Origin of the sequence: Comamonas sp. lk, assembly GCF_900564145.1 — a bacterium.
Lineage (GTDB): Bacteria > Pseudomonadota > Gammaproteobacteria > Burkholderiales > Burkholderiaceae_C > Comamonas.
In genome coordinates this window covers 448,392-466,130 of record NZ_UOOB01000001.1, presented here as the reverse complement: position 1 = coordinate 466,130, position 17,739 = coordinate 448,392, and the positions used below count along the sequence as shown (strand labels likewise).

Here is a 17,739-nt window from a genome sequence, read left to right as displayed (position 1 = left end):
GCCATGCCATCCATGACCGCAGAACGCAGCTCTTCACCGACAGCACCCACCGCCCAACCCAGCCTAGAGGCGGTTCAGCTGTGCAAGTCATTCATGTCTGGCGTGGTGCAGGTGCGCGTGCTGCAAGGCCTTTCGGTCAGCCTCTACCCGGGAGAGCTGAGCCTGATTTCCGGCCCCTCGGGCTGCGGCAAGAGCACCCTGCTGTCGCTGATGTCAGGCCTGCAGCAGCCCGACAGCGGCCAGGCCACAGCCCTGGGGCAAGACCTGTCCAAGCTCAAGCAACGGGCCCTGGAGAGATTTCGTCTGCGCCACACCGGCTTTGTGTTCCAGGGCTTCAATCTTTTTCCCGCGCTCACGGCGCTGGAGCAGATACAGCTGCCGCTGGGCTATATGGGGCTCAAGGACAAGCAAAGCCTGCAGCGTGCCAAACAGGCGCTGGATGAGGTCGGACTGTCGCACCGCAGCCATATGCGGCCGGCCGAACTCTCTGGCGGCGAGAAGCAGCGCGTCGCCATCGCCCGTGCCATGGCCAAGGAGCCTCAGCTTTTGTTTGCCGACGAACCGACCAGCGCGCTGGATGCGGAGAGCGGCCAACGCGTCATCGACATACTGCACCGCGCGGCCCGCAGTCACGGCACCACCGTGCTGTGCGTCAGCCACGATCCGCGTCTGGTGCGCCATGCAGACCGCGTGCTCGGCATGGAGGACGGCGCCATACGCAGCGACTGGCGCCAGTCCAGCCCCATCAAGGAATAAGCCCATGAATTTTTTGCCAACCCGCGGTTCTGCTTTGCTGGCAATGGCACTGACAGCTGTTGTCATCGCAGGCTGCGGCCCTTCGCAGAAAGCGGCATCCGTCACCCCTTCAGCCACGGGCCAGGCCAAGAGCAATGCCGCCGTGGCCATCGCCCGCGGCAAGATCGAAGTCGAAGGCGGCTTGCTGGACATTTCGCCCGAGACCGGCGGCGTGGTTGGGCAGCTGCTGATCAAGGAAGGCCAGGTGGTTGAAAAAAGCCAGGTGCTGCTGCGTCTGAAAGACGATGCCGCGCGCGCCGATCTGGCGGTCGCCGAGTCCGAATGGCAGCTGGCCCAGACCCGTCAAAAAAGCCGCGCCGCCCGTCTGCCTTCCCTCAAGCAAGCACTGACCCGCTGGCAGGCCGCCGCCAAGCAAGGCGCAGCGGATCTGCAAAGCGTGGATGAAGCCGCCCGGGCTCTGCAGGAGGCGCAGGCCGAACTGGATATTGCCACCGCCGAGGTCGCCGTCTCGCAGCGCAAGGTAGAGCAGCTGCGCGCACTGCAAAAACGCCATGAGTTGCGCACTCCCGAAGCCGCCACCGTGGTGCGCGTCACGACCCACGTGGGCAGCACGCTGCAGCCCGGCGTCAGTGTGATGAATCTGCTGCCCAACCGCCCCTTCATCGTGCGTGCCGAAGTCAATGAAAGCTTTGTCAGCGCCATCAAAGAAGGCATGCACGCCAGCGTGGTGGCCGACGGCGACGGCAGCAATCTGCAGTTCCCCAAAGCCACCGTACAGCGCATCAGCCCCATCTATGGCGCTGCGCGGTTGCAGGACGACACGCAAAAAGGACCTGTGCGCATCATCGAATGCGTGCTGGTATTTGATCAGCCCCCAGCCAATGCCAAAGTCGGCCAGAACGTGAGGGTCAGCTTCCATGAATAAGCGCATTCACCTATACCCCGCCAACCAGCCTTCCGGCTGGATGGTACAAAGCGATTTTGACGGCACCATCAGCGTGCTCGACGTGACCGACACCTTGCTCAATCGCTTCGGCCAGCCCGGCTGGCAGGAGCTGGAAGATACCTGGGAACGCGGTGAAATCGGTTCGCGCGAATGCATGAAGGGCCAGGTCGCTCTGCTGGACATGAGCGAAGCCCAATTGCAGACCCACCTGGACACGATTGAAATCGATCCGCACTTTGCCGGCTTTGTGGCCGAGGCCACCCAGCTGGGCATCAAGGTGCAGGTGGTCAGCGACGGTATCGACTACGCCATTCGCCATGTGCTGGCCAGACACGGACTGGCCCATCTGGAAGTCATTGCCAACCGGCTGGTACAGACGGATGCGCGCAGCTGGCGGCTGGAGTCGCCATTTGCCAGCGCGCATTGCGCACGTGCCAGCGGCAACTGCAAGTGCGAGCGCCTGGCCGAGCAACAGGCGGTGCACGGCCGCGTGCTCTACATCGGAGACAGCACCTCCGATTTCTGCGTTTCGGGCAAAGCCGATTTTGTGCTGGCCAAGTACAAGCTGATTGCCCATTGCCAGAGCCACGGCATTGCTTACGCCCCCTTTGAAAATTTTGGCCAGGCCACGGTGCTTCTGGGGCAGACGGTGCTGGGCATGGAGTTGCCAGCATGAATGCCGCCGACGGTTTCGCTCTGCTGCAAGACAAGACGCCCGAGGTGCAGGATTTGCAGAAGCTGTGCGTGACGCCCCATGAATTTGTCATGCCCGGCCACGGCACCAATGCGCGCACCGGCGTGCTGCTGATTCATGGCTTGACGGGCACGCCCGCCGAAATGCGCGTGCTGGGCAAGGGCTTGAACAAACAAGGCTTTACCGTGTACGCGGTACAGCTGGCCGGTCACTGCGCCGGCATGCAGGACCTGGTCGACACACGCTGGACGGATTGGCTTGCCAGCGTGGAATCAGGCCTGCAGCGGTTTTCCGCGCAGGTGGACCATGTGGTCGTGGGCGGCCTTTCCATGGGCGCACTGCTCTCGCTGGCCGTGGCGGAAAAACACCCCGACCAGGTGGCTGGCGTCTGCGCCTTGTCCACCACCTTCCGCTACGACGGCTGGAGCATTCCCGGCTACACCCGGCTGGCCTTTTTGCTGCCGCTGTTTCGCGCGCTGGGCATAGGACGGCACAGCGTTTTCATGGAAGCTCCGCCCTATGGCATCAAGGACGAAGCTTTGCGCGCCCGCATCGTCGAGCAAATGCATGGCGGCGACAGCGCGGCCGCCGGTCTGCCCGGTAACCCCTGGTGGTCCATCATCGAGCTGAGAGCGCTATCCGCCCATGTGCTCAAGCGTCTCGATCAGCTGCGCTCGCCCTGCCTGGTAGTGCATGCCAGGGAAGACGACATCTCCTCCATCAGCAATGCCTACGATATTGAGAGCGGCGCCCGCAACGCCCATGTGGAGCTGGTGCTGCTGGACAACTGCTATCACATGATCACCATCGATCGCGAACGCCGCACCGTGATCGCCAGGACCAACGAATTTGTGACGCGCATCGCCAGCGCCGCAGCCCCAGGCAAGGCACCAACGCATGGGCAGTGATCTCTCGCCTCTGGTAATTACGCTGTGGGTACTCAATGTGCTGGTGGACAGCGGCGGGCAGCTGGCCTTCAAGGCCGCGGCCAGCGAGCCGGGAACGCGCGATGGCATGGAACGCTGGCGCTTCATGCTGGCCCGCCCCTGGCTGTGGGTAGGCATCGCCTGTTATGTTGCGGAATTTCTGGTGTGGCTGGCGTTCCTGTCCCTGGTTCCGCTGTCGGAAGGCGTGCTGCTGGGCAGCATCAACATCGTGGCCATCATGGTGCTGGGGCGCGTGCTGTTCAAGGAAAAGCTGGCCCCCATGCGCGTAGCCGGCATCGTGCTGGTGTCCATCGGCGTCGCCATTGTCGGTCTGCATTGAAAGCCGCAAGCATGAAGCGTTTCTACATCGTCGGCTTTCTGGTGCTCGTGCTGTTTGACACGCTGGCACAGATCAGCTTCAAGCAAGCGGGCGACGCCGCTCTGCCGCTGGAATTTTCTACCGCCTGGCTGCTGCGGGTCTTCGGCCAGCCCTGGATTTACGGCGCCTTCGTCGGCTATATCGGTGCCTTCTTCACCTGGATGAGCCTGCTCAAGCACGCGCCCATAGGCCCGGCATTTGCCGCCTCCCATCTGGAGATCATCTCGGTGCTGGCCTTGTCTTACTGGCTGTTCAACGAGCCCATTGGCTGGCCGCAGATTCTGGGCTGCCTGTGCATTGTGGCCGGCATCATGTGCCTGGCCGTCAGCGAGAGCGGCGAGACGGACGCTGTTGCAGAGCCCCAGGATCTGAAAAAAGCCGCCTGAGATGCGCCTGCCCACGGTTCCGCCCACTGCCGGCCTGCCTTTGCGGGCCGCCGATCTCCGGCCCTGGGGTGGCGAAAACTTCGCCCAGGCGCTGGCGCGCTGGTTGGGCGTGACCGAGGTCCAGCTGGAATGCTCGGGCACCTCGGCTCTCATGGTGGCACTGCGCACGCTCAAAGCCCGGCAACCCCAGCGCAGCGAAGTGATTGCGCCCGCTTATACCTGCCCTCTGGTGGCTTTAGCCGTGGCCCAATGCGGCCTGCATTTGCGGCTATGCGATCTGCGTGCGGATGCACTGGACATGGACAGCACGTGCCTGCAAGCGCTTTGCTCCGAGCAAACCCTGGCCGTGCTGCCCACGCATCTGTGCGGGCGCGTGGCCGATGTGGCCGCCGCAGTTCTATGCGCCCGGGCGGTGGGAGCATACGTCATCGAAGACGCCGCTCAGGCCCTGGGCGCGCGCATCAACCACCAGTCCGTAGGCCTGCATGGCGACATCGGTTTTTTCAGCCTGGCCGTGGGCAAGGGCTTGAGCACGTTTGAAGGTGGCGTGCTGATCAGCCGCGATGCAGAACTGGCCCGCGCCCTGCAAGACCACAGCCGGCGCCACACCAGGCCCGAGCGCTGGTGGGAGCTGCGCCGCAGTGTGGAGCTGCTGGGCTATGCCGCTCTGTATCGCCCCCACGGGCTGCACCTGGCCTATGGCAAGCCCTTGCAGAAGTCCCTGGCACGCGGCGACTGGGTGGAAGCGGCCGGCGACGATTTTGACGACTTCATTCCACAGCACACGCTGGGCCGCTGGCGCCAACGCGTGGGCGCACGCGCCTTGCAGCGACTGAGGGATTTTCAGCAACAGACCCGGGCACAAGCCATGGCCCGTATAGAGCAGCTCGAATCTCTGGGCCTTGAAGTGCTGGGCGATGCGGCTTCAGATGCACAAGGCATTTGGCCGGTGATCCTGATCCGCATGCCCGACATGCAGTCGCGCAACGCCTTGCTCGAGGCGCAGTGGGCGAACGGCTGCGGCCTGTCGCTGCCGTTTGTACATGTGCTGCCGGACTATGGGCGCTACCAGCATGTGCTGGCCTTTGCGCAGCAGGACACGGTGACGCAGGCGCGCGACTGGGCTCAACGGCTGGTGGCCGTCAGCAACAGTCCATGGCTGGATTCGTCGCGCCTTGCGGGCTTGCTGCAGGATTTGCAACAGGTCATCTGCTCTCAAAATCATAGCGCATAGCGCTCAAAAGATAATGGGTTCAAGTACATAAAGCATTAAACCCAAGATTCAGGCAGCGACAGCCGCTCTGATTTTTGCATTACCCGCCATAGCCGGCTCATCCGCAGGCAGGCCGGACTCCTTGGTACGCAACTGTGTTTCACGCTGGGCAATATAGTCGCGCGTGAGGGGAACGGCCTCCTGCCTGCGCGCCAGCTGCACCTGGAAGATGGCGATGTCCTGGTAGCGAAACGCGGCCTCGGACATGGACAGATAAAACTCCCACATGCGGCAAAAGCGCTGGTCATACAAGGCCTCGGCCTCGACCCGCCGGGCCATGAAGCGGTCGCGCCACAGCCTCAGGGTCTGGGCATAGTGCAGGCGCAACACCTCGATATCGCAGATCACCAGACCCGAGCGCTCGATGGCCGGCGTGAACTCCGACATGGAGGGCAGATGACCGCCGGGAAAGATGTAGCGCTCGATCCAGGGATTGTTGAAATCGGGCACATCGCTATTGCCGATGAAATGCAGCAGCATCACGCCGTCGTCGCTGAGCAACTGATGGCACTGGCGAAAGAAAGCATCGTGAAACTGCGTGCCCACATGCTCGAACATGCCCACCGACACAATGCGATCGAAGCGCCCGTCCTTGGCCGGATCGATGTCGCGGTAATCCTCCAGCCGGTATTCCAGCCTCTCGGCACAGCCGGACTGCGCGGCCCTGGCCTGCGCACCGGCCAACTGCTCCGTCGAGAGCGTGACGCCGGTCACATGGCCGGCACCGGCCACTTCGGCCAGATAGCGCGACAAACCGCCCCAGCCGCAACCGATATCCAGCACCTTGTGCCCCGGCTCCAGCAGCAGCTTGGCCGCGATATGTCGCTTCTTGGCCAGCTGGGCGGTTTCCAGGTCTTCGTCACCGTTTTCAAAATAGGCGCAGGAATATTGGCGCTCGCTATCCAGGAACAGCTGATACAGCCTGTCGTCCAGATCGTAGTGATGCGCCACATTGGCACGCGATTTCCGGCGCAGATTGTTTTGCAGCAAAGGCCTGAGCCGCATGCGCCATGCATCCAGCATGTGCACCGTGGCACTTACCGGCACCTGTTTGGCACCGCGCAGCACCAGCTCCAGCACCTCATACACGCTGCCCTGCTCTACCCGCAGGCGCTCCTGCATGAACATTTCGCCAAAGTTCAGGTCGGGGTCGCGCAACAGGGCCAGCACGGCCCGCCGGTCGGTAAAGCGGATACGTGCCTGCGGTTGCCCCTCATCCCCAAAGACCAGAACCCGCCCCGAAGGCGCCACAATCTCCAGCTTGCCGGTTCTGACCAAGGGCGCAAATACACGTTGCAGCAATGATTCAGTCAACCGGTCCAGCATATGGTCGTCCTTCTAGCTTTTCAGATGGGCGGCGATGTGATTCACAAGCCGCTGATTCAGTCCATGTTGTCCTGCCTGCCAGGCAGCCAGCGTGATGGCGTCAATCTCTATGTCCTGGCCATCGCCTGCGCTCATCCAGCGCTTCCACCAGGTGGCATAGCGCCATGAGGACACATCGCCCGTGATGTCACTATCAACCAGATGGCCGCCGAGCGCATCCACGATATCCATGGCATCGTCTTCCAGCATGCGGCCCTGATCCCAGTTGGTGCGCACCAGTTCGGGCGCGAAAACATCCTTGTCTATGCTCAGATAAGTGGCCTGTGGCTGCTCATGCAACATGCGCGCCAGGGTCACGGCCAGCTCGGCAACGCTTTCAAAGCTGCGAAACGCGGCGCCCAGCCCCACAGGCCTGGCCCAGTCCGTCTTCACGCCGCTGCTCCAGTAGGTGAGCTTGCCCGCACGCAGCGGCGCCAGGTAGTTTTCCCAGGCATGGTTGCGGCCTATGTCTTGCGAGGTAATGCCCGCCACATGCACCTGAGAGACCGCCGGGTGCATGGCAACGCGCCGCACCCAGGAGCCGCAGTGCACGCCCCAGGGGAAACGCATATTGTCGGGATGGTTGTCCAGCACCACCACCCGCAACGGATGGGCCTTGGAAAAGCCGTGCCTGGCAATGCTGCGCTCTATCAAGGGCCAGCTCAGGTGATGAAAGTCACCGCTGCCCATCAGCACCGTGCCATGTTTCTCTGGCAGCTGCGCCTGCAGCGCGGCCGCAAAACGCTTGAATTTCGACAGGCCGCAACCAAAGCGCACGGCCTCCTGCCAGTGCTGCAAAGGCAGCCGCAACTCATCACCGAGCACTCCGACGGAGGCATCCACATCCAGCACCACCGGTCTGGTCGTCATGGCTTCGCGCCCCATTGGCTATCGCTTTCAAAGTGTCCGGCAAAGCGCCGCCCCAGTGCACGCAGAACGGGGTTGCGAACATAGACCATGTGCTGCGTCATGGTGAAGCTGGCGCCCAGCTGCGCCTTGACCTCAGGGTCGGTCCAGCCGGCCACATAGTGGGTCAGGCCGCGCTCCAGCGCGTATTCCAGATTCACCATCCAGCTTACAAAATAAAGATTGGCCTCGCGCGCGGCCGGGTAGGACAGGCCTATGTATTTGTCTATGAGCTTGCCCTGGTGCTCAAAGCACAGATTCCAGCCCAGCAAGGCATTGCTCGCCAGATCACGGTACTCGAAGACCAGACCGCCATTACCCGCATCACGCAGCAGATCGGCAAAAAAAGCGCGTCCGAGTTTGTCGAAGTGAATCTCGCTTTGCGCATACACGGCCTCGAACAAGGCGTAGTAGGCATCGACGCGCTCATCGCTGGCAAAGTCCGGCCCCGTGGGAATGCGCTGAATCTGCAGCTGGGCACGGCTTTTGAGCTTGCGCCTGAGATTGCTTCTGCGGCTTTTGGAAAGACCTGCCAGATAGCCGTCCAGACTCGAAAAATCCAGCGGCACATAGGCCAGGGCCTGACCTTCCACCGCAATAAAACCCTGGGCAGCCAATGCCTCGATCAGCTCTTTGGCAAACGCATTGTCCGCATCGTCCAGCAAGGGCGATGCCTGCGGCAGATCTTTGACGATGCTGAGCAGGGTTCGACCGGCACGGGCCCGCAGCTGCCCGGCCAGCGCAGCGGCATCGACGGCTTGCGGCAGCAAGGCATATTCGCTGACCGTGGTGCCCACAAAATCCGTGCTCAAGCGCAGCCTGGAGCCCAGCCATTTGCCGCCCGGGAAAGACAAAAGACGCGCCTTGAGCGCGTCGTCTGCCGTGGTGAGCAAATCAAACGGAGCCGTGAACGCCGGCACCGGCCCATCCTGCAGCAGTGCAAACCCCTCGGGAGGGTGTTTGGCAAACTGCTGCAGCAGGCCTGCGGGCTCCAACTGGTTTCTGTAGGACTGCTGCCTCATCTCACCTTTCGGGCCCGGTATCAGGCCGCCTTGGCGCGGGTCAGCAGCTGATCCAGCAGCACCATGGCTTCGTCGATCTCGCTGCGCGAAATCATCAGCGAAGGAGCGAAGGTGATCACGTTCTTGTAGTAGCCGCCCACGTCCAGCACCAGGCCGCGTTGCTGACCACGGTACTCCAGGCCGCCTTCGAGACCGATGTCCACCATCTTGTCCAGCAGCGCCTTGTTGGGCGTGAAGCCGTCCTCGGTGCAGATCTCGGCACGCAGCGCCAGGCCCATGCCGTCCACATCGCCGATTTCCTTGTGGCGCTTTTGCAGATCCTTGAGGCCTTCGAGGAAGTAAGCACCCGATTCGCACACCTGGCGGCCGAAGTCCATCTCGTGCGTCATCTTCATGACTTCCAGGCCCAGGGCCGTACCCAGCGGGTTGGAAGCAAAGGTGGAGTGGGTAGAGCCTGGCGGGAAGATGGTGGGGTTGATCAGCTCTTCGCGAGCCCACAGACCGGACAGTGCGTTCAGCCCATTGGTCAAAGCCTTGGCAAACACCAGCACGTCGGGCTTGATGCCGAAGTTTTCCACCGACCACAGCTTGCCGGTGCGCCAGAAACCCATTTGGATTTCGTCGACCACCAGCAGCACACCGTGATCGTCAAGCACCTTCTTCAAGCCGGTATAGAAATTGGCCGGAGGAATGACGTAGCCGCCCGTGCCTTGAATCGGCTCGATGTAGAAGGCCGCGTATTCGCACTGCTGGGTCTTGGGGTCCCAGACGGCGTGGTATTCGTTCTCGAACTTGCGCGCAAACTCGCGCACGATGGAGTCTGCGTACTCTTCCGACGTCATGCCCTTGGGGCGGCGGAAGGGGTAGGGAAAGGGAATGAACTGCGCACGGTCGCTGAAGTGGCCGAAGCGGCGACGGTAGCGGTAGCTGGAGGTGATGGACGAAGCACCCAGCGTACGGCCGTGGTAGCCGCCTTCAAAGGCAAACATCAGGCTCTTGCCGCCGCTGGCATTGCGCACCACCTTGAGCGAGTCTTCAATCGCCTGCGCACCGCCCACATTGAAGTGAACGCGACCGTCGCTGCCCCACTTCTGCTTGGCATCTTCGGCAATGAATTTGGCCAATTCGATCTTGGTAGGGTGCAGGTACTGGCTTGCCACCTGGGGCAATTCCTGCAGCTGCTCGATCATCTTCTGTTCAAGACGCTTGTTCTTGTAGCCGAAGTTGACGGCCGAATACCACATCTGCAGATCGAGGTAGGGCGTGCCTGCATCGTCGTACATATAGCTGCCTTCGCAGCCAGTGAAAATCTTGGGGGGGTTGACGTAGTGGACGGTGTCCCCGAACGAGCAGTACTTGGCCTCGTCGGCCAACAGTTGGGCAGTATTGATCACAGCTAAATGGCTCCAGATGCAGTATTCGCGGAGCAGTTTGTGACCGCAATCTTGCTGCGCCGTTGAGCCTTTGTGTGCGAATTGTGGAGACGCATCCAGCGGCCTGGCATGGATGCATTCCGGGGCCCATGAACGACCACCCGGCGGCCCTCATCGGACGATTGGCGCAACACCGAGAAGATCGTCAACAGGGTTTTAGCCCAGCGCCACCACCCGCAAGACCTCGCTGCCATAGGCGTCGAGTTTTTTGGTGCCCATGCCGCTGACCCCCTGCAGTTCCTGCAGCGTCTTGGGATTGAGCTCGGCAATGGCGGCCAGCGTGGCATCGTGAAAGATCACGTAGGCTGGCAGATTGTGTGACTTGGCCACCTCGGCACGCCAGGACTTGAGGTTGATGAAGCGCACCTGCGCATCCGGCCCCAGATTGGCCGCGGCCACATTGGGCTGGTTGCTGCGGCTGGCTTTCTTGCTGCGCGATGCGGCCACGGCCTCGCGCAGCTGCACCGTCACCTCGCCCTTGAGCACGGCACGCGAGCCCGGTGCCAGACACAGGGTGTCGAACACATGGCCGCTGTTCTCGCTCACCACCTTGTGCAGGCCCAGCGCCCCGGTGGCCAGCAACTGGCGCATCACGGCGCGCAGCTGCGGCTCGGCGTAATCCTTGCCAAGACCGAAGGTGGACACCTTGTCGTGCCCATACTGCGTGACCTTGTCGGTGACCTTGCCGCGCAGCACATCCATGATGTGACCTGCGCCATAGGTGAGATTGCTGGCTTCGTGCACCCGGAAGATGGTGGACAGCAGCTTGCGCGCCGCATCGGTGCCGTCCCAGAGCGCGGGCGGCTCCAGGCAGTTATCGCAGTTGCCGCACTGCAGCTTGGCCACGGCCTGCAAGGGTTTTCCGTCGGTAGCCGGCCCCTGCCCGTACTGCTCGCCAAAGTAGGCCAGCAGGCGCACGCGCCGGCAGTCCGTGGCTTCGGCCAGACCCAGCAGGGCATCGAGCTTGCCGCGCATGGCCTGCTTGAACTCTTCCCCGGCCGGGCTTTCATCGATCATGCGCCGCTGGTTGACCACATCCGAGAGTCCGTAAGCCATCCAGGCATCGGCGGGCAGGCCGTCGCGGCCGGCACGGCCCGTCTCCTGGTAATAGCCTTCGATGTTCTTGGGCATGTCCACATGGGCCACAAAGCGCACGTCGGGCTTGTCTATGCCCATGCCAAAGGCAATGGTGGCCACCATGACCACACCGTCTTCGCGCAGAAAGCGATCCTGGTGCTGCTGGCGCATCTCGGAAGGCAGGCCGGCGTGATAGGGCAAGGCGCGGATGCCGCTTTGCGCCAGGGTCTGGGCCAGCTCTTCCACCCGCTTGCGCGACTGGCAATAGACGACGCCGGCCTCACCTTCGTGCTCGCGTTCGATGAAGCGCAACAGCTGGTTGGTGACGTCCTTCTTCTCGGCAATCTTGTAGCGGATATTGGGCCGGTCAAAACTGCTGAGAAACAGGCGGGCGGTTTCCAGTTGCAGCCGCTCGATGATGTCGGCGCGCGTCAGCGCATCGGCCGTGGCGGTGAGCGCGATGCGCGGCACGCCGGCAAAGCGCTGATGCAGCACCGTCAACGCGCGGTATTCGGGGCGGAAATCGTGGCCCCACTGGCTTACGCAATGGGCTTCGTCAATGGCAAACAGCGACAGTTTGCCCTGGGCATGCAAGTCATCGAGCAGGCCCAGAAAACGCGGCGTGTTCAGGCGCTCCGGCGCCACATACAGCAAGGTGATGTCGCCGCTTTGCAGCCGCAGCTCCACATCCTGGGTTTCCTCGTAGCTCAGGGTGGAGTTCAGATAGGCCGCGCTGACACCTGCTTCATGCAGAGCGCCGACCTGATCGTGCATCAGCGCGATCAGCGGCGAGACCACCACGCTCACGCCATGCATCTGCTGCTGGCGCACGATGGCGGGAATCTGATAACACAGCGATTTGCCGCCGCCCGTGGGCATGAGCACCAGCGCATCGCCACCCTCGATCACATGCGAGACGATGGCCTGCTGCGGGCCACGAAACTGCTCGTAGCCAAAGACAGCCTGAAGAACGGATTGCGCGGGGGACAACGAAAGTAACTCTTGAAAATATAGCTATAAGCGCTCGAATCCATTGGGCCACATGCCAATTTCATCGCCAAAACAGCGCTCAAAAAGAAGCCCTATTGTGCGCTGCGCTGCCGCGCCCTGCCTGCGCCGGGGAATGGCTGCAGCCGCTCAAACGGCGCCTGCAATCGACGAGGGCGAGAAATGCGCCTCCAGCTCGTACAGGTCTGCCGGATAGATCAGGCGCACAAAGGTGATGGGCAGCGTCCCCGTCCAGGTGCGGCGATCAATCACCAGACAGGGCGAGGCTGGTTCAACCTGCAGCCGTGCGGCCGTCTCTTCGCTGGCCGCCTCGGCACGGATGCGGTGCTCGGCAGAACTCCAGGGCACATGGTTGACCATCCAGGAGCTGGGACTGTGCTCGGTGAACATTTCATGTTCGGCGTCCGGCACGGACTCCAGATTGATCAGACGATCCTCGATGCAGAAGGGGCGCGATCCTGCCATATGCAGACACAGGGCATGAACCACGGGCCCGGCCTTGTCCATGCGCATGGCCTCCATATCGTCGCGCGTGCTGCGCCGTTGCTTGCGGCTGAGCAACTGGCTGCTGTATTCCATGCCCATACCCAGCACCACCTGGCGCAGGTCCGGAATCTCCAGCACGGCCGAGCTGGTATGCGGCAGGGTTACAAAGCTGCCGGCCTTGCGCTTGCGCTGCAACAGCCCGGCGTGTGCCAGCTGCGTAAGCACCTTGTTGACCGTCATGCGCGAGCACTGGTAGTGCGCGGTCAGCTCCATCTCGGAAGGAATCCTGAAGCCGGGCGGCCAGCGGCCACTGAGAATGTTCTGTTCAATCTCGGTGAGAATTTTTCCGTGCAGCGAAATGGAGGCAGTTTTTTCCATGATGGCGGATTACACCAGCAAATCCACCATCTCCACCAGCATTTCGCCGACAGGAACTCAACGCCCCAGTACCGAGCGGGCAATGATGGTGCGCTGGATCTCGGAAGAACCCTCGTAAATGCGCAGAATGCGGGCATCGCGCACATAGCGCTCCAGCGGCATCTCGCGGGTATAGCCGTAGCCGCCGTGGATCTGCAGCGCTTCATCGGTCACGAAGCCCACCATCTCGGATGCATACAGCTTGGCCATGGCCGACTGCTGGCTGAACGGCTGCCTGGCTTGGCGCAGGGCCAAGGCCTGCATGGTCAGGCCCCAGGCCGCTTCCAGGCGCAGCTTCATATCGGCCAGCTTGAACTGAATCGCCTGCTTGGTCGCCAGGGGCTCGCCGCCGACCAGACGCTGATTGGCCCATTCCGCAGCCGCCTTCAATGCCGCCTCGGCAATCCCCAGCGAGGTGGCAGCCACATCCAGGCGACTGTTATCCAGCACTTGCATGGCGATCTTGAAGCCGCTGCCTTCGGCGCCCAACCGGTTGGCAGCGGGTACGCGCACGCCTTCCAAAGAGACCTCGAAAGCATGACCGCCGCGTATGCCCATCAGTTTTTCGGGCGATGAGATCTGTATGCCAGCCAGATTGCGCGGCACGATGAAAGCGCTGACGCCGCGCGCCCCGGCATTCATATCGGTCTTGGCAAACACGATCATGAAACTGGCTTCTGCCGCGTTGGAGATGAAATGCTTGACGCCCGTCAACACATACTCATCGCCATCCAGCACGGCCCGGGTGCGCATGTCGGCAGGGTGGGAGCCGCCGCGCGGCTCGGTCAAGGCAAACGCGGCCAGCCATTCGCCGCTGGCGCAACGCGGCAGCCATTGCTGGTGCTGCTCGGCGCTGCCGCCAATCAGCAAGGCATCGGTGCCCAGGTAGTGGGCGCCAATCATCGAAGACGTCGCGGCACAGGCTCGGGAAATCGCGACCAGCGACATCAGCATGGCCGTGGGTGTGACGCCGGGGCCGCCCAGACACTCGGGCAGGTTCATGCCCATCACGCCCAGTTGCGCCAGGCCGGGCACATGGCGGGTGGCAGAGAATGCTTCCTCGTCCATGGCCTGGGCCACGGGCGCCAGAGTTTCTTGCGCAAAACGGTCCACGGCATCGGCAATCGCCTGGTCTTCTTCGGTGCTGCCCAGTCGTAAAAAGCTCATGTTTTTCTCGCTATTCAAGGTAGGGATTGAGGTTGCAGATAACTCAGTGATGGGCGGTGCCCGTCGCACCCAGTGCACCGGCCTGGCGCAAGGCTTCAATGGCCTCGCGGCTGCGGCCCAGCCAGCTGCCGAGCAGCAACTCCGTGTGCTCACCCAGGGCCGGCGCTCTCTCGCTGCGGTTGGGCGCGCTGCCTTTGAAGTGCACGGGCTGGGTCGGCAAGCGCAGGCCGGGCAAGCGCTCGTCGTCCACCTCGTGCAGCAGGCCGCGGGAACGTATTTGCGGGGACTCCAGCGCCTGCTCGATATTCCATATCGGCGCCACGGGCACGCCGGCTGCATCCAGCGTGGCGACCACATCGGCCACATCGTGCTGGCAGCTCCAGCCCTCGATGGCACGGCGCAGCTCGGGCTCGTTAACCGAGCGCGTCTCATCGCTGGCAAAGCGCGGGTCATCGACCAGCTGCGGCAAGCCCATGGCCAGCACCGTGGCATCGAATAGTTTTTTATTGAGCACCGCCAGGGCAAAGTGGCCGTCGCGCGCCTTGTAGACGCCAAACGGCGCCGACAGCGGGTGGCGGTTGCCCACCCGCCTGGCAGGCTGGCCCGTGAACAGATAACGAGACACTGAGGTGGCCAGAAAAGTCAGCGTGGTATCGAACATGGCCACATCGACATGCTGGCCCTGGCCTGTGCGCTGCGCCTGCAGCAAGGCCGCCAGCGTGGCCCAGGAGGCAAACAGCCCCGCGACCACATCGCTGACCGCCTCTCCCACCAAGGTGGGGGCGCCATCGGCTTCGCCCGTCGCCTCCATCAGCCCGCTCATGGCCTGGACAATGATGTCGTAGGCCGGCCGGTGGGCCAGTGGCCCGGTCTGCCCAAAGCCGGAAACGCTGACATACACCAGCTTGGGGTTGAGGCTGCGCAGCTTTTCCGGGCCTATGCCCAGACGTTCGGCCACCCCGGGTCTGAAGTTCTCCACCACCACATCCGCTTTTTGCGCCAGCTGCTGCACGATTTCGGCAGCCTGCGGGTTCTTGAGATCCAGCACCAGACTTTGCTTGTTGCGGTTCATGACGGTGAACAGCGCGCTCTGCCCGTTCTTCATGGGCCCGATGGCGCGGTAGTCGTCACCCTGGGGCGGCTCCACCTTCACCACCTCGGCCCCCAGATCGGCCAGTAGCGCCGTGGACATGGGCCCGGCCAGCACCCGGGTGAAATCCAGAATGCGTATGCCGTCGAGAGGGCGGGATGCGGGTGTTTCAGCAGAGATAGACATGAGATTTGCGTTGCTCGCCTGAGAAGATGCAGAGATGCTGCGTGAAGTTTGAATTAATGGAAAATATTCATTTCACATCTTCTGAATTTAAAAAATTGATTCACATCAACCTGCGCCAACTGGAATATTTCGTCGCCGCCGCGCGCCATAGCAGCACGGCCAAGGCGGCCCAGGCCATCAACGTTTCGCAGCCCTCGGTGTCCAAGGCGGTGGCCGACCTCGAAGTCCATTGGGGCGAGCTGCTTTTTGTCAGACGGCATGGCAAAGGTCTGGACCTGACGGCAGCCGGTCTGAGCCGAAGCCGCGAAGCTCTGGCCTTGCTGGAGTCCGCAGAGAAACTGCAGGAACGCCGCAGCCAGAGCCTGTCCGGCGTGTTGCGTCTGGGCTTTCTCAGCACCCTTGGTGCGCTCTGGATTCCGCAAATCCTGTCGCAGATGCAAAAGCGCTACCCCGAGATCGCGCTGGAGCTCATAGAAGGCGATATCGAATCCCTGACCCGGCAAGTGGAGCGCGGGGAAATACATGCCGCGCTGCAGTACGAGCTGGGCCTGTCCAGACCCCGGATCAGCACGCACCCGGTGGCGGCCCTGGCACCCTATGTGCTCCTGCCGGCCAGGCACGCGCTGGCAGCAGCCACCAGCGTGAGTCTGGCCCAGCTGGCCCAATCCCCGGTGCTGCTGATCAAGCTGCCGCAAAGCAGGGAGTATTTTCTGTCCCTGTTTCGCGAGGCCGGCGTCACCCCCACCGTGGCTCATGAGTTCTCGTCCATCGAGCTGCTGCGCTCCATGGTGGCCAACGGCCATGGCGTCAGCATCTTGACCACGCGCCCCACGGTGGACAGAGCACATGACGGCAAGCGCCTGGTGTGCAAGCGCATCAAAGACAAGGTCGCCAAACAGGCGATTGTGCTGTCGGTGCCCAGCAGCAATGCCTCTTGCCTGATTGCACCATTCTTGAGCGTTGCCAAAAGCGTGATCGCACCACCGTAGCGCTAGGTTGGTCGATTTCCCGTCCCTACTCACGCATGCAATCTGGCATGCGGCTTGCAAGAGTTTGCTGGTCAGGCCTTTTCGGGTAAGCCTGTATATACAAGCCTGATCAACAAAAACACACTTTGCCGTCCGCGCTGGCTTCCGGCTGGCAAAGCCGTAACCAAAACCTTGCTGCACTCGCATTGACCGAGGAGGGTCATATGACATCGACACACACCACCCGTCGCTTCCCCATTTGGCAATGGGCTCTGGCCGCCGCCTGTCTGGCAACAGGGGCTCAGCAAGCCACGGCGCAGGAAACCAAGATCGTGCTTGGCATGTCTGGCTGGACCGGCTTTGCGCCCTTGACGCTGGCCGACAAGGCCGGCATCTTCAAGAAGAACGGGCTCAATGTCGAGCTGAAGATGATTCCGCAAAAGGATAGACACCTGGCGCTGGCCTCCGGTGCGGTGCAATGTGCAGCCACCACCATCGAGACGCATGTGGCATGGAACACCAATGGCGTGCCCATTGTGCAGATCTTCCAGATGGACAAGTCCTATGGCGCCGACGGCATTGCCGTGCGCAACGACGTCAAGAGCTTTGCCGACCTCAAGGGCAAGACAGTGGCCGTCAGCGCACCGGGCACCGCTCCCTACTTCGGCCTGGCCTGGATGCTGAACAAGAACGGCATGTCCATGAAGGACGTGAAAACCGTGTCGCTGGAGCCTCAGCCCGCCGCCCAGTCGTTTGTCTCCGGCCAGAACGATGCAGCCATGACGTATGAACCCTATCTGTCCACGGTTCGCGCCAACCCTGCGGCCGGCAAGATTCTGGCAACCACCATCGACTATCCCATGGTGATGGATACCGTGGGCTGCGATCCCAAATGGCTCAAGGCCAACACCGCAGCCGCCAAGGCGCTGACCCAGTCCTACTTTGATGCCGTGGCCATGATCAGAGCCGAGAAGGACAAGAGCTACGAAATCATGGGCACCGCCGTCAAGCAAAGCGGCGAACAGTTCGGCAAGTCTGCGGCCTTCCTCAAATGGTCGGACAAGGAAGCCAACCAGAAGTTCTTCGCCAATGATCTGCTGCCCTTCATGAAGGAAGCGGCAGTCATTCTCAAGGAAGCCGGCGTGATTCGCAGCATCCCCGAGAACTACAACGTCATGTACGACAACAGCTTCATCAAGTAAGCGAGCCAGAGGTTGCACATGAACGCGGTATCTTCTTCTGTCCCCTCTGCAC

General features: G+C 62.1%; 17 protein-coding genes. 9 read left to right on the top strand and 8 right to left on the bottom strand.

All coding sequences use genetic code 11. The annotated features are described in order from the left end of the window. The first annotated feature begins 3 nt into the window (after nt 1-3). Genes EAO39_RS02085 through EAO39_RS02055 form a run of 7 tightly spaced genes read left to right on the top strand, consistent with a single transcriptional unit; the run spans nt 4 to nt 5,321 of the window. Nucleotides 4-756: an ABC transporter ATP-binding protein gene (locus EAO39_RS02085; RefSeq protein WP_205589337.1), complete on the top strand. Its 753-nt coding sequence runs from the start codon at nt 4-6 to the stop codon at nt 754-756. Nucleotides 757-760: 4 nt separating this feature from the next. Further along, nucleotides 761-1,681 (top strand): HlyD family efflux transporter periplasmic adaptor subunit, encoded by a 921-nt coding sequence (locus EAO39_RS02080; protein WP_120965780.1) that lies wholly within the window; start codon nt 761-763, stop codon nt 1,679-1,681. After that, nucleotides 1,674-2,378, top strand: coding sequence for an MtnX-like HAD-IB family phosphatase (locus tag EAO39_RS02075; protein WP_120965778.1), 705 nt, complete (start codon nt 1,674-1,676; stop codon nt 2,376-2,378). The genes EAO39_RS02080 and EAO39_RS02075 overlap by 8 nt, the downstream gene beginning before the upstream one ends. Continuing rightward, nucleotides 2,375-3,304, top strand: a complete 930-nt coding sequence (locus EAO39_RS02070; protein WP_120965776.1) for an alpha/beta fold hydrolase — start codon at nt 2,375-2,377, stop codon at nt 3,302-3,304. Before EAO39_RS02075 ends, EAO39_RS02070 begins: the two co-directional genes overlap by 4 nt. Next, the gene (locus EAO39_RS02065; protein WP_120965774.1) at nt 3,294-3,662 is read left to right on the top strand and encodes an EamA family transporter; all 369 of its coding nucleotides are present in this window, start codon (nt 3,294-3,296) and stop codon (nt 3,660-3,662) included. Before EAO39_RS02070 ends, EAO39_RS02065 begins: the two co-directional genes overlap by 11 nt. An 11-nt stretch (nt 3,663-3,673) precedes the next feature. Next, entirely contained in the window at nt 3,674-4,087 is a 414-nt protein-coding gene (locus EAO39_RS02060; RefSeq protein WP_120965772.1) for an EamA family transporter, read from the top strand. A 1-nt stretch (nt 4,088) separates the two neighbouring features. Then, nucleotides 4,089-5,321 carry a DegT/DnrJ/EryC1/StrS family aminotransferase gene (locus EAO39_RS02055; RefSeq protein ID WP_120965770.1) on the top strand — a complete coding sequence of 411 codons (1,233 nt, stop codon included), beginning with the start codon at nt 4,089-4,091 and terminating at the stop codon, nt 5,319-5,321. A 48-nt stretch (nt 5,322-5,369) separates the two neighbouring features. On the opposite strand, the gene EAO39_RS02050 is transcribed toward EAO39_RS02055, so the two are convergent. The 8 genes from EAO39_RS02050 to EAO39_RS02015 form a co-directional block, all read right to left on the bottom strand. Further along, the gene (locus EAO39_RS02050; protein ID WP_120965768.1) at nt 5,370-6,686 is read right to left on the bottom strand and encodes a cyclopropane-fatty-acyl-phospholipid synthase family protein; all 1,317 of its coding nucleotides are present in this window, start codon (nt 6,684-6,686) and stop codon (nt 5,370-5,372) included. 12 nt (nt 6,687-6,698) lie between these two features. Continuing rightward, nucleotides 6,699-7,595: a hypothetical protein gene (locus tag EAO39_RS02045; protein ID WP_205589336.1), complete on the bottom strand. Its 897-nt coding sequence runs from the start codon at nt 7,593-7,595 to the stop codon at nt 6,699-6,701. After that, nucleotides 7,592-8,653 (bottom strand): GNAT family N-acetyltransferase, encoded by a 1,062-nt coding sequence (locus EAO39_RS02040; protein ID WP_120965764.1) that lies wholly within the window; start codon nt 8,651-8,653, stop codon nt 7,592-7,594. The genes EAO39_RS02045 and EAO39_RS02040 overlap by 4 nt, the downstream gene beginning before the upstream one ends. Before the next feature lie 20 nt (nt 8,654-8,673). Then, entirely contained in the window at nt 8,674-10,047 is a 1,374-nt protein-coding gene (locus tag EAO39_RS02035; RefSeq protein WP_120965762.1) for an aminotransferase class III-fold pyridoxal phosphate-dependent enzyme, read from the bottom strand. A gap of 195 nt (nt 10,048-10,242) precedes the next feature. After that, on the bottom strand, nt 10,243-12,153 hold the full coding sequence (gene recQ / locus EAO39_RS02030) for a DNA helicase RecQ (RefSeq protein WP_120965761.1): 1,911 nt from the start codon (nt 12,151-12,153) through the stop codon (nt 10,243-10,245). Nucleotides 12,154-12,300: 147 nt separating this feature from the next. After that, nucleotides 12,301-13,035: a histidine utilization repressor gene (gene hutC / locus EAO39_RS02025; RefSeq protein WP_240466873.1), complete on the bottom strand. Its 735-nt coding sequence runs from the start codon at nt 13,033-13,035 to the stop codon at nt 12,301-12,303. A 57-nt stretch (nt 13,036-13,092) separates the two neighbouring features. Next, nucleotides 13,093-14,241 carry an acyl-CoA dehydrogenase family protein gene (locus EAO39_RS02020; protein ID WP_120965759.1) on the bottom strand — a complete coding sequence of 383 codons (1,149 nt, stop codon included), beginning with the start codon at nt 14,239-14,241 and terminating at the stop codon, nt 13,093-13,095. A gap of 43 nt (nt 14,242-14,284) precedes the next feature. Next, a complete protein-coding gene (locus EAO39_RS02015; protein WP_120965757.1) occupies nt 14,285-15,517 on the bottom strand; it encodes a CoA transferase in 1,233 nt (410 codons plus the stop codon). A 95-nt stretch (nt 15,518-15,612) separates the two neighbouring features. Between EAO39_RS02015 and EAO39_RS02010 the strand changes: the two genes are divergently transcribed. Further along, entirely contained in the window at nt 15,613-16,506 is an 894-nt protein-coding gene (locus tag EAO39_RS02010; protein WP_162989470.1) for a LysR substrate-binding domain-containing protein, read from the top strand. 203 nt (nt 16,507-16,709) lie between these two features. Then, nucleotides 16,710-17,687: an ABC transporter substrate-binding protein gene (locus tag EAO39_RS02005; RefSeq protein WP_120965753.1), complete on the top strand. Its 978-nt coding sequence runs from the start codon at nt 16,710-16,712 to the stop codon at nt 17,685-17,687. The last annotated feature ends 52 nt before the right edge of the window (nt 17,688-17,739 follow it).

Bases quoted from the DNA above. Each gene is read 5' to 3' on its own strand.
- EAO39_RS02065 (WP_120965774.1), top strand. From the start codon at position 3,294: ATGGGCAGTGATCTCTCGCCTCTGGTAATTACGCTGTGGGTACTCAAT.
- EAO39_RS02060 (WP_120965772.1), top strand. From the start codon at position 3,674: ATGAAGCGTTTCTACATCGTCGGCTTTCTGGTGCTCGTGCTGTTTGAC.
- EAO39_RS02070 (WP_120965776.1), top strand. From the start codon at position 2,375: ATGAATGCCGCCGACGGTTTCGCTCTGCTGCAAGACAAGACGCCCGAG.
- EAO39_RS02055 (WP_120965770.1), top strand. From the start codon at position 4,089: ATGCGCCTGCCCACGGTTCCGCCCACTGCCGGCCTGCCTTTGCGGGCC.
- EAO39_RS02080 (WP_120965780.1), top strand. From the start codon at position 761: ATGAATTTTTTGCCAACCCGCGGTTCTGCTTTGCTGGCAATGGCACTG.
- EAO39_RS02040 (WP_120965764.1), bottom strand. From the start codon at position 8,653: ATGAGGCAGCAGTCCTACAGAAACCAGTTGGAGCCCGCAGGCCTGCTG.
- EAO39_RS02085 (WP_205589337.1), top strand. From the start codon at position 4: ATGCCATCCATGACCGCAGAACGCAGCTCTTCACCGACAGCACCCACC.
- EAO39_RS02015 (WP_120965757.1), bottom strand. From the start codon at position 15,517: ATGTCTATCTCTGCTGAAACACCCGCATCCCGCCCTCTCGACGGCATA.
- EAO39_RS02020 (WP_120965759.1), bottom strand. From the start codon at position 14,241: ATGAGCTTTTTACGACTGGGCAGCACCGAAGAAGACCAGGCGATTGCC.
- EAO39_RS02075 (WP_120965778.1), top strand. From the start codon at position 1,674: ATGAATAAGCGCATTCACCTATACCCCGCCAACCAGCCTTCCGGCTGG.
- EAO39_RS02005 (WP_120965753.1), top strand. From the start codon at position 16,710: ATGACATCGACACACACCACCCGTCGCTTCCCCATTTGGCAATGGGCT.
- EAO39_RS02045 (WP_205589336.1), bottom strand. From the start codon at position 7,595: ATGACGACCAGACCGGTGGTGCTGGATGTGGATGCCTCCGTCGGAGTG.
- hutC (WP_240466873.1), bottom strand. From the start codon at position 13,035: ATGGAAAAAACTGCCTCCATTTCGCTGCACGGAAAAATTCTCACCGAG.
- EAO39_RS02050 (WP_120965768.1), bottom strand. From the start codon at position 6,686: ATGCTGGACCGGTTGACTGAATCATTGCTGCAACGTGTATTTGCGCCC.